The sequence below is a fragment of the Rhodococcus sp. NCIMB 12038 genome, assembly GCF_002165735.1.
GTDB lineage: Bacteria > Actinomycetota > Actinomycetes > Mycobacteriales > Mycobacteriaceae > Rhodococcus_F.
Map to the genome: position 1 here is coordinate 131327 of NZ_NHML01000014.1, position 14518 is coordinate 145844.

Annotated in this window: 14 protein-coding genes and 1 riboswitch; of the genes, 8 read left to right on the forward strand and 6 right to left on the reverse strand. The window is 68.6% G+C overall.

Annotated elements, in window-relative coordinates; all coding sequences use genetic code 11:
• The first annotated feature begins 51 nt into the window (after positions 1-51).
• Entirely contained in the window at positions 52-1293 is a 1242-nt protein-coding gene (locus tag CA951_RS22245; RefSeq protein WP_087558875.1) for an MFS transporter, read from the forward strand.
• Here CA951_RS22245 and CA951_RS22250 read toward each other — a convergent pair.
• Positions 1286-2839: a carboxylesterase/lipase family protein gene (locus tag CA951_RS22250; RefSeq protein WP_087558876.1), complete on the reverse strand. Its 1554-nt coding sequence runs from the start codon at positions 2837-2839 to the stop codon at positions 1286-1288. The genes CA951_RS22245 and CA951_RS22250 overlap by 8 nt on opposite strands.
• Positions 2840-2951: 112 nt before the next feature.
• On the opposite strand from CA951_RS22250, the gene CA951_RS22255 reads away from it, so the two are divergent.
• From CA951_RS22255 to CA951_RS22275, 5 genes are all read left to right on the forward strand, one after another.
• Positions 2952-3629 (forward strand): NUDIX hydrolase, encoded by a 678-nt coding sequence (locus CA951_RS22255; protein WP_087558877.1) that lies wholly within the window; start codon positions 2952-2954, stop codon positions 3627-3629.
• A 57-nt stretch (positions 3630-3686) separates the two neighbouring features.
• Positions 3687-3782, forward strand: a riboswitch (TPP riboswitch).
• Positions 3776-4498 (forward strand): TenA family protein, encoded by a 723-nt coding sequence (locus CA951_RS22260; protein WP_087558995.1) that lies wholly within the window; start codon positions 3776-3778, stop codon positions 4496-4498. It overlaps the preceding riboswitch by 7 nt.
• Positions 4483-5541 carry an ABC transporter substrate-binding protein gene (locus CA951_RS22265; RefSeq protein WP_087558878.1) on the forward strand — a complete coding sequence of 353 codons (1059 nt, stop codon included), beginning with the start codon at positions 4483-4485 and terminating at the stop codon, positions 5539-5541. Before CA951_RS22260 ends, CA951_RS22265 begins: the two co-directional genes overlap by 16 nt.
• Positions 5519-6340 (forward strand): ABC transporter permease, encoded by an 822-nt coding sequence (locus CA951_RS22270; RefSeq protein ID WP_087558879.1) that lies wholly within the window; start codon positions 5519-5521, stop codon positions 6338-6340. Before CA951_RS22265 ends, CA951_RS22270 begins: the two co-directional genes overlap by 23 nt.
• Positions 6333-7145, forward strand: a complete 813-nt coding sequence (locus tag CA951_RS22275; RefSeq protein ID WP_087558880.1) for an ABC transporter ATP-binding protein — start codon at positions 6333-6335, stop codon at positions 7143-7145. The genes CA951_RS22270 and CA951_RS22275 overlap by 8 nt, the downstream gene beginning before the upstream one ends.
• 13 nt (positions 7146-7158) lie before the next feature.
• Here the strand turns inward: CA951_RS22275 and CA951_RS22280 are convergent, their stop codons facing one another.
• The gene (locus CA951_RS22280) at positions 7159-8517 is read right to left on the reverse strand and encodes a wax ester/triacylglycerol synthase family O-acyltransferase (protein ID WP_087558996.1); all 1359 of its coding nucleotides are present in this window, start codon (positions 8515-8517) and stop codon (positions 7159-7161) included.
• 178 nt (positions 8518-8695) lie between these two features.
• Between CA951_RS22280 and CA951_RS22285 the strand changes: the two genes are divergently transcribed.
• Positions 8696-9685 (forward strand): alpha/beta hydrolase, encoded by a 990-nt coding sequence (locus CA951_RS22285; RefSeq protein WP_087558881.1) that lies wholly within the window; start codon positions 8696-8698, stop codon positions 9683-9685.
• Positions 9686-9695: 10 nt separating this feature from the next.
• Here CA951_RS22285 and CA951_RS44935 read toward each other — a convergent pair whose 3' ends face one another.
• The 4 genes from CA951_RS44935 to hutH form a co-directional block, all read right to left on the reverse strand.
• Positions 9696-9839 carry a 4Fe-4S binding protein gene (locus CA951_RS44935; RefSeq protein WP_373414146.1) on the reverse strand — a complete coding sequence of 48 codons (144 nt, stop codon included), beginning with the start codon at positions 9837-9839 and terminating at the stop codon, positions 9696-9698.
• Entirely contained in the window at positions 9788-10612 is an 825-nt protein-coding gene (locus CA951_RS22295) for an FAD-binding protein (RefSeq protein ID WP_256974035.1), read from the reverse strand. The genes CA951_RS44935 and CA951_RS22295 overlap by 52 nt, the downstream gene beginning before the upstream one ends.
• A gap of 149 nt (positions 10613-10761) precedes the next feature.
• Positions 10762-11904 carry an RNA-guided endonuclease TnpB family protein gene (locus CA951_RS22300; RefSeq protein ID WP_179220277.1) on the reverse strand — a complete coding sequence of 381 codons (1143 nt, stop codon included), beginning with the start codon at positions 11902-11904 and terminating at the stop codon, positions 10762-10764.
• Positions 11905-12000: 96 nt separating this feature from the next.
• On the reverse strand, positions 12001-13548 hold the full coding sequence (gene hutH, locus CA951_RS22305) for a histidine ammonia-lyase (RefSeq protein ID WP_087558883.1): 1548 nt from the start codon (positions 13546-13548) through the stop codon (positions 12001-12003).
• A gap of 476 nt (positions 13549-14024) precedes the next feature.
• On the opposite strand from hutH, the gene CA951_RS22310 reads away from it, so the two are divergent.
• Positions 14025-14480, forward strand: coding sequence for an SRPBCC family protein (locus CA951_RS22310; protein ID WP_087558884.1), 456 nt, complete (start codon positions 14025-14027; stop codon positions 14478-14480).
• The last annotated feature ends 38 nt before the right edge of the window (positions 14481-14518 follow it).

A 14518-nucleotide genomic window follows, 5' to 3' on the forward strand; every position in this document is an offset into this window, starting at 1 on the left:
CGCTGTTAGCGTCGAAGGACCACCGACCGAGCCGACCAGAGGACCCCTGCCGTGACCGCCACCGAGACGGCTGTGACTCGCCGGTTCGGGCCCCTGATCCTGCTGAACGTCGCGACGCTGTTCTCCTCCACGGGCAACGGGATCGTGATCGTCGTGCTGCCGTGGCTCGTGCTCGAGCAGACCGGTCGCGCGTCGGACGCCGCGATCGTCGCGGGCGCGGCCACCCTCCCGCTGCTGCTGTCGAGCCTGTTCGCGGGCACGTTCGTCGACCTGTTCGGACGACGCCGCACGTCGCTGATCTCCGACTGCCTTTCGGCCCTGTCCGTGGCGGCCATCCCGGTGATCGCGAACACGACGGGCCTCACCGTCACGGTGATCGCCGTCCTCGCCGCGATCGGCGCCGCGTTCGATCCGGCCGGCATCGCGGCCAGGGAGTCGATGCTGCCCGCCGCCACGAAGTCCGCGGGGTGGTCCCTCGACCGGATGAACAGCCTCTACGAGGCCAATTACAACGTGGCGTATCTCGTCGGCCCGGGCATCGGCGGCGTCCTCATCGCCACCGTGGGTGCGGTGAACACGTTGTGGGTCGCGGCCGCCGGATTCCTGCTGTCCGTCGCGACGATCGCGTTCCTGCGTCTCGAGAACGCCGGCCGACCGGACACCGCAACGCGCCCGACGTCCATCTGGCACGGCACGCTCGAGGGGCTGAAGTTCGTGTGGCACAACCGGCTCCTGCGCACCATCGCTCTCGTGGACATGGCGGTGGTCGCGCTGTACATGCCGGTCGAATCGGTGGTGTTCCCGGTGTACTTCACCGAACTCGACAAGCCTGCGCAACTGGGCTCGGTCTTGATGGCGCTCAGCATCGGCGGCGTGGTGGGCGCCCTCGCGTACGGACCGCTCGCGCCGTTCGTGTCGCGCCGGATGCTGATGGTGGTGGCGGTGACGGTGCTGGGCGCGGCGATGGTCGCGATGGCGTTCCTGCCGCCGCTGTGGGCGATCCTGGCGCTGGCTCTCCTGCAGGGTCTGGTGTTCGGTCCGGTCGGCCCGATCGCCAACTACGCCATGCAGACTCGCAGTCCGGAGCACATGCGCGGCCGGGTCACCGGGGTCATGACGTCCACGGCGTATGCGGCGGGTCCGCTGGGCTACCTGCTGGCCGGTCCGATCCTCGACAAGTGGGGAATCCAGCCGACGTTCTTCGTGCTCGCGATCCCGGTCCTGATGATCGGACTGGCGTGCTTCGCGCTGCCCGTGCTGAAGGAACTGGACGAGAAGGTGCCGGTCAGTTGAAGCCCATGACGTCGTTGCCCCACGCGACCCGCATCTCGTGGTCCGGGTCCTTCACGAGGGTGTCCGCGCCGTCGATCAGCAACGTGGCGCGGTCCTCCTCGTCGTAGGGGGCCCAGTGCTTGGACCCGTCGAGGGCGGCGGGGACACCGTGCCGTGCGAACGCGAGCCACCGGCGCTGGATGCGGCCGGACACCTCGAGTGCCGTCTTCCGGCCGCCGAGCCAGAACGTCGGGTCGATGTTGAGGGTGTCGAAATTGCCGAAGACATACGGGAGTTCGGTGGCGTGCCCGGCTCCGATGCGTGCGGCCTTGAGCATCGGCGTGGCCTGGTCGAACCGGTACATCCACGTCGGCGAGTGCCTGCTGTGGGCGTCGGCCACCCACAGGGCGGGCATCCGGAACGCCGCGTCGCGGGACATCGCGAGCGCGCCCTTCGGTTTCCCGCGGTCCGGGTACGCCGACAGGATGTCGGCGAGGCGGGCCGCGGGCAGTTCCGGGTGATCCGTCGCGATCGCCCGCAGCATCTCCTGCACCGAATCCGAAGTGACCGGCAGCAGAGGCGATTTCATGAACTTGAAGATCGACGACTCGTCCTTGTTGGAACCGATGATGAGGGGGATGCGGTGGGAGTAGCCCTTCTGGAACGCGGCCACCGGGTAGCGGGGCAGGAAGTCGCGGTCCACCACGGGCGCCATGGCGAGTGTGCCGGGAATCTTCGTCGGGACCTCGTTGACGAGCGTGTCGCTGGCCTCGATGATCGTGCGGTACGGGAGGCGCAGCAGCGTGTCGATGCGGTCGCGTTCCACGTCGAGGATGTCGAGGAACTGTTTCGCGACGGTGGCCGCCCGTTCGCTGCCGTACACCGACGTGGCGGGTGGGCTCTGGGCGATCGCGCGGTGGAACAACCCGTCCGCGCTCGGGCACGTCATCAGCGTGGTGATCGACCCGGCTCCCGACGACTCCCCGAACACCGTCACCTCGTCCGGGTCACCGCCGAAGAACGCGATGTTCTCGCGCACCCATTCGAGGGCGGCGACCTGGTCGCGCAGCCCGCAGTTGGTCTCGAACACCCGATCCGCCGTCGAGAACGACGACAGGTCGAGGAAGCCGAGCGCCCCCACCCGGTAGTTGAACGAGACCAGCACGACGTCGCCGAGAGTGGACAGGATCCGGCCGTTGTAGATGCCCTGAGCAGCGGTTCCCAGGCAGTAGGCGCCGCCGTGGATCCACACCATCACCGGCCGCGGGGTGCCGTCGGGCCGGGGTGCCCACACGTTGACCGACAGGCAGTCCTCGTCCATCTCGAGTCCGGCGTCGATCGGGACGGCGGTGCCGTGGCCCTGCGGGGCCATCGGGCCGAAGTCGACGCAGTCGCGCACGCCGTCCCACGGGGCGGGCGGGACCGGCGCCCGGAACCGCAGATCGCCGACGGGGGCCGCGGCGAACGGGATGCCCTTCCACGCGTAGACGTCGCCTTCGGGGTAGCCGCGCACGTCGCCGTCCCGGGCGCGGACGACGAGTGTGTCGCCTGACTTCTCGACATCCACGGCCGAATCTCCTCACGCAGCGCGTACGGGAATCTCTCGCCAAACTACCAACGATGCGCAGGCAGGACCGTTCGAACGTGACATAGATCAACCGCGCGCTAACATTTGCTCCGTGGCCGCATCGACCGATCCCGAGGGCAAGAGCCTCCTCGACTATCCGCGGCCGTCCGTGGCGGTCGACGTCGCCGTCCTCACCGTGGACGGCGCCGATCTGAAAGTTCTTGTGGTCCCGCACCGTTCGGGCCGGCTCGCGCTTCCGGGCACCTTCCTGCACGAAGGCGAGCGTCTACGGGACGCCGCCGAACGGTGCCTGCGGATCAAGGCCGGTCTGGCCGGAGCCGAGTTCCACCAACTGGCGATGTTCGACGACCCCGCCCGCGACGATCGCGGGTGGGTGCTGTCGATGACACACGGGGCGGCACTCCCCCGCACGGCACTCCCCCGCGACGCCCTGCTGATCCCCGTCGACGGCGACCGGGTGACGCAGCACCTCGCGTTCGACCACGCGGACGTCGTCACGCTCGCCGTCGCCGACCTGCGCGAGCGGTACGCGCGGTCCGTCGACCCGTCGGGGCTGGCCGGCGACACGTTCACGGTGCTCGAACTGCGCCGGGTCTACGAGGTGGTGTTCGGCCGCCCCCTCCCGAAGGACTCGTTCCGCCGGCACATGATGCCCGCTCTCGAGCACACCGGCGACATGGCCGTCGTCGGGACGGGCAGGCCCGCCGAGATCTACAGGCGCGGCCCCGCGGCCCTCCCGCCGGGCGCGGCCGCGTTCCTCGCCGGCTGAGCCCGGCCACCCACCCGGGCCTTTCCGTTCGCGGCACGGCCGGTGCTAGGGTCGGCTTGTTCTGACACGGGGTGCTCCGCACGGGCGGGGCTGAGAACACACCCGGGAACCTGCTCAGGTAATGCTGACGAAGGGATGTCAACGTTGTGAATAGCTCTGTCCAAGGTGCTGCGGGCGCAGGCCAGCACGCCCGATTCACGGACCACTTGTGGGACCGGACCAAGGTGCTGCGCGAGGCGATCGACGAACTCGAGTTCCTGCGCCGCCTCGGCGACGGAACGCTGCCGCTGGACGTGTTCCGCACGTACATCGAGCAGGATTTCCTGTACCTGACCGGGTACGCGAAGGCCCTGTCCCTGGTCGCCGCGCATGCGCCGGGTCCCGTCGAGGCCGGCTTCTGGGCCGGCTCGGCGGCCGAGGCCGCGACGGTCGAGGCGACGTTGCACCAGAACCTCCTGACCAGCGGGCGACTCCCCGCGTCGGACGTCGAACCGCAGCATTCGCAGGCCTGCCTCGGGTACATCTCCTACCTGACGGCCGTCGCCGCCACCGAGCCGTACGCGGTGTCCGCCGCCGCGGTGCTGCCGTGCTTCTGGATCTACGCGGACGTGGGACGCCGGCTGGCGGCGAGCGCCCGCGAGGTGCTGTCCGCCGACCCGTCGCACCCGTACGCACAGTGGGTGACCACGTACGACGCGGAGGAGTTCCACGCCGCCGTCGCGAAGGCCCGCGAACTCGTGGACGCCGCCGCGGAGGCCGCGACCGACACCCAGCGCGAGGCGATGGTGGAGGCGTTCACGATCGCCAGCCGCTACGAACTCATGTTCTGGGACACCGCACTCAACAAGCAGGAATGGCCGGCGTCGTGACACTTTTCTCCCGCACCAAGCGTTTCTCCCGCACCAAGCGCGCTGCCACCGCAGCCGTCATCCTCGTCTCGGCCCTGTCGATGCTCACCGGCTGCGCCGGTGACTCGCAGTCCGACGACACCATCCGGTTCGCACTCGACTGGACGCCGAACACCAACCACACCGGTCTGTTCGTCGCCCAGCAGGAGGGTTGGTTCGCCGACGCCGGACTCGACGTGCAGGTTCTGCCGTACAACGACACCTCGCCCGACACCCTCATCGACGCCGGTAACGCCGAGTTCGGCGTGAGCTTCCAGAGTTCCGCGACGTTCTCGAAGGCCGCGGGCGCCCAGACCACGTCGGTGATGGCCCCGTTGCAGCACTGGGCGACGGGCATCGCGGTGAAGGCGGATCGCCCCGACATCACCCGCCCCCGGGATCTCGACGGCAAGATCTACGCCGGTTTCGCGGACCCGGACGGCGAGGAGACGCTGAAGCAGATCATCCGGAACGACGGCGGCAAGGGCGAATTCACCACCGTCACGCTCGGCACGTCGGCGTACGAGGCCGTGTACTCCGGCACCGCCGATTTCACCGTGTCGTTCTTCGGCTGGGAGGGCATCGAGGCCGAGCACCGGGGCACCCCGATGCGTTACTTCCACTACACCGACTACGGATTCCCGGACGCGTACGCACTCGTCATCGAGGGCAACGAGCAGTGGATGGACGAGCACCCCGAGCAGGCCCGCAAGTTCGTCCAGGCCCTGCAGCGCGGCTACCAGTTCGCCGCCGACCGGCCGGACGAGGCCGCACAGATGTTGATCGACGCCAATCCCGGCGCCTTCACGGACGAGTCCCTCGTGCGGGAGAGCCAGCAGATGCTGTCCTCTCAGTACATGAAGGACGCGTCCGGAAAGGTCGGGACACAGACGGCCGAGCAGTGGGCGGGATACTCCGGTTTCCTGTTCCAGCACGGCCTGCTCACCGGCCCCGACGGGGCACCGCTGACCACGGAACCCGACTGGTCGACCTATTTCACCAATGAGTACCTCGCTCAGCCCTGACCCGACCGTCCGGACCCCGGCCCCGGGCACGTCCCCGCTGCTGCGGCGGGTGCTGCCCGCGGTCGTGGTCGTGGCACTGCTGGTGGTCGCGTGGCAGGTGTACGTGACGGTCAGCGGTATCCGGCCGCAGGTGCTGCCGTCGCCGCTGCGGGTCGTCCAGCAGGGCTGGAAGGCGCGGGACGCCATCTCCGGTCACGCCTCCGCCACGCTGCAGGTGACGCTGATCGGGTTCGCCGTCTCGCTGCTCTTCGCGTGGGCTCTCGCCGTGCTCGTGGACTTCTCACCGTGGCTGCGACGCGCGTTCGTTCCGCTGTTCGTCGTGTCGCAGACTCTGCCGATCATCGCGATCGCGCCGCTGATGATCATCTGGTTCGGATTCGGTCTGCTGCCGAAAGTCCTCGTGATCGCCCTCGCCACGTTCTTCCCGATGACGATCGGCCTGATCGAGGGTTTCGCCGCCGCCGACCGGGAGGCGGGTGCGCTGTTGCGCAGCATGGGTGCCTCCCGGTGGCAGGAATTCCGCTACGTCCGGTTGCCCTCGGCAATCCCCCGGTTCTTCACCGCCCTGCGCATCGGCATCACGTACGCCGTGGTGGGCGCCGTATTCGCCGAATACGTCGGGGCCACGTCCGGTCTCGGCATCTACATGGCCACGCAGAAGAACTCCTTCCGCACCGACCTCGTGCTGGCGGCGGTGCTCGTGACCGCCGTGATCAGCGTCAGCCTCTACCTGCTCACGTTCGCGGTCGAACGCGTCGTCGCCCCCTGGATCAAGAACGAAAGGGCCCGGCATGAGTGAGACCGCGCGCGTCGCACTGTCCGGACTGAGCAAGGGATTCCCCGTCCGCGGCGGCATCCGTCCCGTCCTCGACAACGTCTCGTTCACCGTCGAACCGGGCGAGTTCGTGTCGGTGATCGGCCCCAGCGGATGCGGGAAGAGCACCGCGTTCGCCATGCTCGCCGGACTCGACCAACCGGACACCGGCACCGTCACGATCGGCGGCGAACCCGTGCGTCCCGCGGGCAGTGGCCCGTCGAAATGCGCGTACATGCCGCAGAAGGATCTGCTGTTCCCGTGGCGCAGCGTCCTCGACAACACCACCCTCGGACTCGAGGTGCAGGGCGTGCCCCGGAAACAGGCGCGGGACAAGGCCCGGGAACTGTTCTCCGTCTTCGGTCTCGGCGGATTCGAGGACGCCCGCCCCAGCCAGCTGTCCGGCGGGATGCGGCAGCGCGCCGCGATGCTGCGGACCGTCGTCCAGGACCGTCCGGTGCTGCTGCTCGACGAGCCGTTCGGCGCCCTGGATTCGTTGACCCGCACCGAGATGCAGACCTGGTTGCAGGACGTGTGGCAGCGCTACCGGTGGACCGTGCTGATGATCACCCACGACATCCGGGAGGCCGTGTACCTGTCGGACCGGGTGGTCGTGCTGTCCGCCCGGCCCGCCACCGTGCGCCGCGAGGTGACGGTGGGCCTGCCCCGCCCCCGCGAACTGTCGATGATGACGTCACCCGAATTCGCGGACGTCGAACACGAACTGCTCGGCGTGCTGCACGAGGAATCGCGGCGGGCCCTCGTCGAGCAGGAGTCGGGCCGACGCTGAAACCCGCGCTGCCTCACAGCAGTGCGGTTTCCAGTTCGCCGAGGGCAGTCTCCAGGTAGTGGAGGATGCGTTGCAGGCTCGGCACCGAGCGGCGGCACCCGATGACACCGAAATCGAGGTTGCCGCCGTTGGTGGTGAGCGTGATGTTCAGCGCCTGCCCGTCCAGCACCACCGACGTCGGGTAGATGCCGTCCAGCCGGGAACCGTTCCAGTACATGATCTTCCGCGGTCCGGGGACGTTGGAGATGATCACGTTGAACGGCGGCGGCGTGAAGCGGACGAAGCCCGGCACCGGGGTCAGGGCGATCGGCGACATGTTGACCGCGGACCACGCCAGCGCCTGCAACGAGGTGAGGCTGCCGAACAGTTCCTTCCCCTGCGACATGGACGCGGAGATCGCCGTCAGACGCTCCGCCGGGTCATCGACGTCCGTCGCCAGGTTGCACAGCGTCACCCCTACCGCGTTGCCGCCGGCGTCGGCCTTCTGCTCGTCGCGCAGCGACACCGGAACCATCGCGATCAGCGGTTCGTCCGGCAGCGCGTTCTGTTCCGCGAGGTAACCGCGCAGCCCCCCGGCGCACATGGCCATCACGACGTCGTTGACACTGACGCCGGCAGCCTTCCGCACGGCATGGATCCGGTCGAGCGGCCACGACTGCGCGGCGAACCGGCGCGCGCCACCGATCGGGACGTTGAGCATCGTGCGAGGCGCCTCGTACGGAAACCTCATGTCGTGCTGACCCATCGCGGTGCGTGCGATGCGCAGCGACGCCGGCGCGAGACCGGCCACGTCGCCGACCGTGCGGCGGACCCCGTTCACCACCGACCAGAGGTCGGGGGCGGCGGCTCCGTTCGCCGACGCCGAGCGCGGCAGGTTCCACGGCGGCGGGGCGTCGCGTACGTCCGGGTCGGTCGACAACGTCCGCATCAGCAGTCGCAGCCCGGAAACCCCGTCCATCAGCGAGTGGTGGAGTTTGGTGTAGATCGCGAACCGGCCGTCGGAGAGTCCCTCGATCAGATACATCTCCCACAGCGGGCGATGACGGTCCAGGAGCGTGCCGTGCAACCGGGACGTCAGCGTCAGTAATTCCCGGACCCGGTACGGCGCGGGCAGGGCCGAATGACGCACGTGGTATTCGAGATCCACATCCGCCTCGTCGGCCCACCACAGGTTCCCGAGACTGCCGACGGGGCCCGCCGGCTTCTTCCGGAACGTGGGGTCGACGTCCGTGTGCTTCAGCAGTGTGTCGTGCATCGACTTCACGTAGTCCGGCCCGGCATCCTCCGGCGGTGTGAACAATTCGAGCGACCCGACATGCATCGGATGCTCTCGCGATTCGCCGAGAAGGAATATCGAATCGGTAACCGGCATGATCCCCACCTGGACGTTCACCCCCGCTCGGTCACTATCCCATTACGACTTCCGCCTGGATGCTACGTCGGGCGTAGCGTCCGTGCGACCTACTTCGATGTAGACCGTACGGCGCAACGAGGTGGCAAACCTGAAGGCAGCACGTCGAAGGGCACCGAGGCCGGGACGGAGGCAGACAATGAGCACTGCGACTTACGAATTCTGCCCGTCACCGCTCCCGGTGACGCGGCGGGAGTTCGCCGGGACCAGCCTGCAGTCGGCGGCCCTCGCACACACTCTCCGCCGCACGGTCCGGCCGTTCCTCGACGGGTGGGCACGCTACCCCGAACTGCCGTGGCCCACCGGAGTCGTCGACCTGTTCGGGTACTCGCTCGGCCCCATCCGCGGAACCCAGCGCAGGCCCGTCCGGCTGCCGCACTGCCGCGCCGAGTGGATCCGGCCTCCCGGTGAGCTCGGCGACCGGGCGATCCTCTACCTCCACGGCGGGGCGTTCCTGTGCTGCGGGATCAACTCGCACCGCCAGATGGTGTCCCGGATCTCGGCGGAGTCCCAGGCGTCGACGCTGAATGTCGAGTACCGGATGATCCCGCGGAACCCCATCCGCGCGGCCGTCGAGGACGGCGTCGACGGGTACCGGTGGCTGCTCGCGCACGGGTACACCGCAGACCGCATCGTCGTCGCCGGCGACTCGGCGGGCGGATTCCTGACATTCATGGTGACGCTCGAAGCTCTCCGCCAGGGGCTGCCGCGGCCCGCCGCGGACGTCGCCCTGTCGCCCCTCACCGACCTCGACCCGGTGAACAAGCTGGCCCATCCCAACGCCGACCTCTGCGCCGTCTTCCCCAAACGCGCGGTCGGTGCCCTGTCCAGGCTGATCGAACGCCTGGACACCCGGGGCGGGCACGAGCCGTCCACGTCACCCGTGGACGGCTCCCTCGCCTCCATGCCGCCGGCCCTGATCCAGACCGGGTCGCAGGAAATGGTGTACGTCGACGCGGAACTGATGTCCGAGCGGCTGTCCCAGGCAGGTGTGCCGTGCGAACTGCAGGTGTGGGAGCGGCAGGTGCACGTCTTCCAGGCCGCAGCCGGCCTGCTCCCCGAGGGCACCCGCGCCATCCGCGAGATCGGCCGGTTCATCCGCAGGGCCACCCCCGTGAGTACTTGTTAACCGCCGGCGGTTAGGAAGTACTCACAGGTGCGAACACATCCGTCGGGCAGACCTTGATGCAGATGTCGCACTGCACGCACCGGTCGGCGAGAACGACCTCGATCACGACGCCACCGTCCTGGTCTCGGCGGCGCCGTGTTCCGGCCGCACCCACACTTCGCCCAGTCCGCCCGACAGCAGGCGACGGGTCTGCGCCGGATCGGTGTCGGGCAGGTCGGTGCGCACGTGCATGCCGCGGGTCTCGGTCCGCGCCAGCGCGGAGTGGGTCGCCCACCGGGCCGCGGCGAGCATCGCGGCGGCCGAACGGGCCTGCAGCAGTTCCCGTTCGCTCCCGCCGAGCAGATCGGCCGCACCCGACCAGGCTTCGTCGAGGGCGGTCACGCTGTCCTGCAGGCTCGCCGCGCTGCGCCGGTAACTGCGCCGCAGCGGCAGGGTGTGCTCCTGGACCAGTCCGACGATGGCGCGCGACGCCTGCCTCCGGGCGGACGGGCCGCGCAGCCCGGCCGCTCCCGCGCCGCGCACTCCGTCGGGGACCGGACGCCCCCGCGCGAACCGGGCGGCACCCGCGCCCGCCCACGTTCCCGAGGAGATCGCCCAGGCCCCGTTGTGGCTGCCGCCGCCGCTGCGGCCGCCGGTGATCAACTCGCGGGTGGCGGCGTCACCGGCCGCGAACAGGCCGGGAACGTCACCGGCGCAGTCGGTGCCGGTGATCCGGATGCCTCCGGTTCCGCGCACCGTTCCCTCCAGCACCGCCCGCACGGGATACTTCTGCGTGAACGGGTCGATGCCCGCCTTGTCCAGCGGCAGAAAGTAATTCGGTTGCGACGTGCGCATGGCCGCGCGGATGTCCGGCCGGGCCCGGTCCAGCCGCGCATACACCGGGCGGCCGGTGGCGAGGTGCGCCATCGCGGCGCCGCGCGCGGACAAGCCGCCGTCCCCGAGCGGCCCGCCGTCCGCGTCGTAGTACGTACGTGGCGAACTGCATCTTGACTTCCTCTCGGCCGTGAACGACCGAGATTCCCCGCGAGACTCACGTCCCGAGGTTCCTGTTTCACCGACAGTCGCCTCCCCGCACGTTATGTGCGGGGTGGTCTCACACCGTCTCCGCAGGCTGTCGCCGTCAGTCCGACGGCCAAAATATTCCTTGCCGCATTCACATCCCGGTCGTGGACGGCGCCACATGGGCATGTCCATTCCCGTACGTTCAGCGGCATCGTCGAGGCGATCTTCCCGCACACCGAGCAGGTCTTCGACGACGGACAGAACCGGTCGATCGCCACCACCCGCCGCCCGTACCAGTCGGCCTTGTACTCGAGCATCGACCGGAACTCCGACCACCCCGCATCCGAGATCGCCCGCGACAACGACCGATTCTTCACCATGTTCCGCACACTCAGATCCTCGATGGCGATCACTTGGTTTTCGCGCACCAGTCGAGTGGAGAGTTTGTGCAGATAATCGCGCCGCCGATCGGCGATCCGGCCATGAATCTTCGCGACCTTCAGTCGGGCCTTGGCCCGGTTACNNGATCCTTTCTGCTTCTTGGCCAGTGCCCGNTGCGCCTTCGCCANCCGNNCACGGTCCNTGCGCTCNTGTCGCGGGTTGGTGATCTTCTCCCCCGTCGAGAGCGTGTACAGGCTGGTGATCCCGGCGTCGAGCCCCACCACTTGATCGGACGGCTCAAGTTCGGGAATCACGTCTTCGACGAGGATCGAAACATGGTACTGACCGCGAGCATTNCGCGANACCGTCACCTGCGACGGCACNGCCCCCTCCGGNAGCGGCCTCGACCACCGGATATCCAGGGGTTCGGACTGCTTGGCCAACCGGAGCTGCCCGCCGCGGTAGGTGAAGCAGTTCGAGTAGTACGTCGCCGAATCCTTCGATTGGCCCTTCTTCTTGAACTGCGGGTAGCAGGTCTGCCCGCGCCAGAACGTCTCGAACGCACCCTGCAACTGCCGCAGCGACTCCTGCAACGGCCCCTTCGACGGCTCCGCCAACCACTCCGTCTCGGCATCGCGCTTCCATCCGGTGAGCATCGTCGAGGTGTCCGCATAGGTGACCCGGCGCTGCTCCTGCGACCAGGCACGCGAGCGCTCGGCCAACGCCCGGTTGTAGACATACCGGGTGCACCCGAACGTCCGCGCGAGCTGTTCCGCCTGTACCGCAGTCGGGTAGAAACGGTACTTGAACGCCCGCTTCACCATCCTCCCCACCATGACCCAGACACTAGCCATACGGTCCGACAAATCCAGATCGGCTACCCCGGACCCGAAGGACCGGGTTTGCGCCGAAAGACTCACGGATCAACGGCGTCAGTCCAGCCGCCCCACCACGGCCTCCGCACTCCTGACCAGCGCACCGGAGGCGGCGAGCGCGACCGCGGCCTCGATCTCCGGCGCGAGGTGACGGTCGGTTCCCGGCCCGGCGACGTGCTCACGGATCGTCTCCCGCACCGCCCCCGTCGCCGGCGACGGGGCGAGAGGGGCCCGCAGGTCGAGCGCCCGAGCGGCCGTCAACGCCTCGACGGCGAGAACCCGGGTGAGCCCGTCGACCGCCCGGCGCAACTTCCGGGCAGCGGACCACCCCATCGACACATGGTCCTCCTGCATCGCCGACGACGGAATCGAGTCGACACTCGCCGGCGCCGCGAGCCGCTTCAGTTCCGACACGATCGCCGCCTGGGTGTACTGCGCGATCATGTGGCCGCTGTCGACACCGGGATCGTCCGCCAGGAACGGCGGCAGCCCGTGGTTGCGGGCGACGTCGAGGAATCGGTCGGTGCGGCGCTCGCTCATGCTCGCGACGTCTGCGACGACGATGGCCAGGAAGTCCAGCACGTACCCGACCGGCGCCCCGTGGAAATTGCCGTTCGACTCCACCCGGCCGTCGAGGGTCACGACCGGGTTGTCGACGGCGCTCGCCAGTTCCCACGACGCCACCTGCTCGGCGTGCGCGAGGGTGTCCCGCGCGGCGCCCGCGACCTGCGGCGCGCATCGCAACGAGTAGGCGTCCTGCACCACGGTGCAACTCGGGTTGGCGTGACTCTGCACGATCTCGGAGCCGGCGAGCAACCGGACCATGTTCGCGGCGGCCCGCGCCTGGCCGGGGTGGGGCCGCAGCGCCTGCAGGTCGGGGGCGAACACCTTGTCGGTGCCGAGCAGTCCCTCCACGCTCATCGCCGCCGTGACGTCGGCCAACCGCAGCAGGGCGCGAAGGTCCTCGCACGCCAGCAGCAGCATGCCGAGCATGCCGTCGGTGCCGTTGATGAGGGCGAGCCCCTCCTTCTCCTCGAGGACCACCGGCGCGATCCCCGCAGCGGACAGCGCTCTCGCGGCCGGCACGAGTCCGCCGTCCGCGTCCCGCACGGTGCCCTCGCCGATCACCGCGAGCGCGACGTGGGCCAACGGCGCCAGATCGCCGGAGCACCCGAGGCTGCCGTACTCGTGCACCACGGGAGTGATCCCCGCCGACAGCAGCGAGGCGTAGACCTGCGCGACTTCCGGCCGGGCGCCGGTCCTGCCGGTGGCGAGGGTCGACAGCCGCAGCAGCATCAGAGCGCGTACCACCTCGCGTTCCACCTCGGGCCCGTTTCCGGCGGCGTGCGAGCGGACGAGGCTGCGCTGCAGTTGCGTGCGCAGGGCGGAGGGAATGTGCCGGGTGGCGAGGGCCCCGAACCCCGTCGAGATGCCGTAGACGGGCTTCGGGTCCTCGGCCAGCGCCTCGATGCGCTTGCGGGTTTCCGCCATCGCCGACATCGCGTCGCGCGAGATCCGCACCGGCGCGTCGTGGCGCGCCACCCGGATCACTTCTTCGGCGGAGACCGCACCGGTTCCGACCACGACACACTCTTCGGCTCCCACAACCCCAGTCTCCCCCGGGTCCGGGCGGAGAGTGACGGGATTGCGGGAGCCACGACGGCGTCTACAACCGGCCGCGGAGAGCTTCCTCGATTTCGCGTGGCGTCATCAAACGTTCGAGTTTTTCACTCGGCCACGAGGACGGACGTCCTTGCAATCGGGCTGATTCGAGTAGAGGGAGAGGGCTGCGGTCCCACCGCAGGATCGAATGGACATTCACTACCGATCACTTCCGAACACCGACTCGACAACTTTCCAATTTGCGCCATTGCATCGGCGACAGTTCGTCGCACTATTGACTCATCGCCAATCGTGCCCCTTTGGTTACACGGTTTCGATGAGGCGCGCGGAAGTACTGGAAAACTGCGGTCCGGGCACGGTTTCAGTGACCTACCGCACAGCCCTTTGGCCACAAGGCCTACCATGACGCAAAAGTAATTGTTACCTTACGTACCACCTTCCCTGACTGGAGACAGCCGATGGCAACCACCCTCGAAGCAAGCATCGACATCGACGCGACCCCGCAAGACGTGTGGGCCGTCGTCTCGGACCTGAAGCGGATGGGCGAATGGAGCCCCCAGTGCCGAAAGATGCGCGTCCTCGGCGGCGTCGTCGAAGAGGGCACGAAAACCGTCAACATCAACCGCAAGGGTCTCCTCGTGTGGCCGACCACGTCGAAGGTCGTGACGTTCCAGCCCAACAAGGCCATCGCCTTCCGGATCCTCGAGAACCGCACCATTTGGTCGTACGAACTCGAGCCGACCGCAAACGGAACCAAGGTCATCGAGCGCCGCGAAGCCCCGACCGGAACGTCCAAGGTGTCGCAGTTCCTCGTCAAGACCGTCCTCGGCGGCAACGACGACTTCGAGGTCGACCTCGTGAACGGCATGAACACCACCCTCGCCCGGATCAAGTCCGCCGCCGAGGGCAAGTAGCCGGGTTGACCCTCGACCTGGTCGAGGCCTCAGCGTTG

Bases quoted from the DNA above. Each gene is read 5' to 3' on its own strand.
- CA951_RS22265 (WP_087558878.1), top strand. From the start codon at position 4,483: ATGGCCGGCGTCGTGACACTTTTCTCCCGCACCAAGCGTTTCTCCCGC.
- CA951_RS22285 (WP_087558881.1), top strand. From the start codon at position 8,696: ATGAGCACTGCGACTTACGAATTCTGCCCGTCACCGCTCCCGGTGACG.
- CA951_RS22280 (WP_087558996.1), bottom strand. From the start codon at position 8,517: ATGCCGGTTACCGATTCGATATTCCTTCTCGGCGAATCGCGAGAGCAT.
- CA951_RS22310 (WP_087558884.1), top strand. From the start codon at position 14,025: ATGGCAACCACCCTCGAAGCAAGCATCGACATCGACGCGACCCCGCAA.
- CA951_RS22275 (WP_087558880.1), top strand. From the start codon at position 6,333: ATGAGTGAGACCGCGCGCGTCGCACTGTCCGGACTGAGCAAGGGATTC.
- CA951_RS22270 (WP_087558879.1), top strand. From the start codon at position 5,519: ATGAGTACCTCGCTCAGCCCTGACCCGACCGTCCGGACCCCGGCCCCG.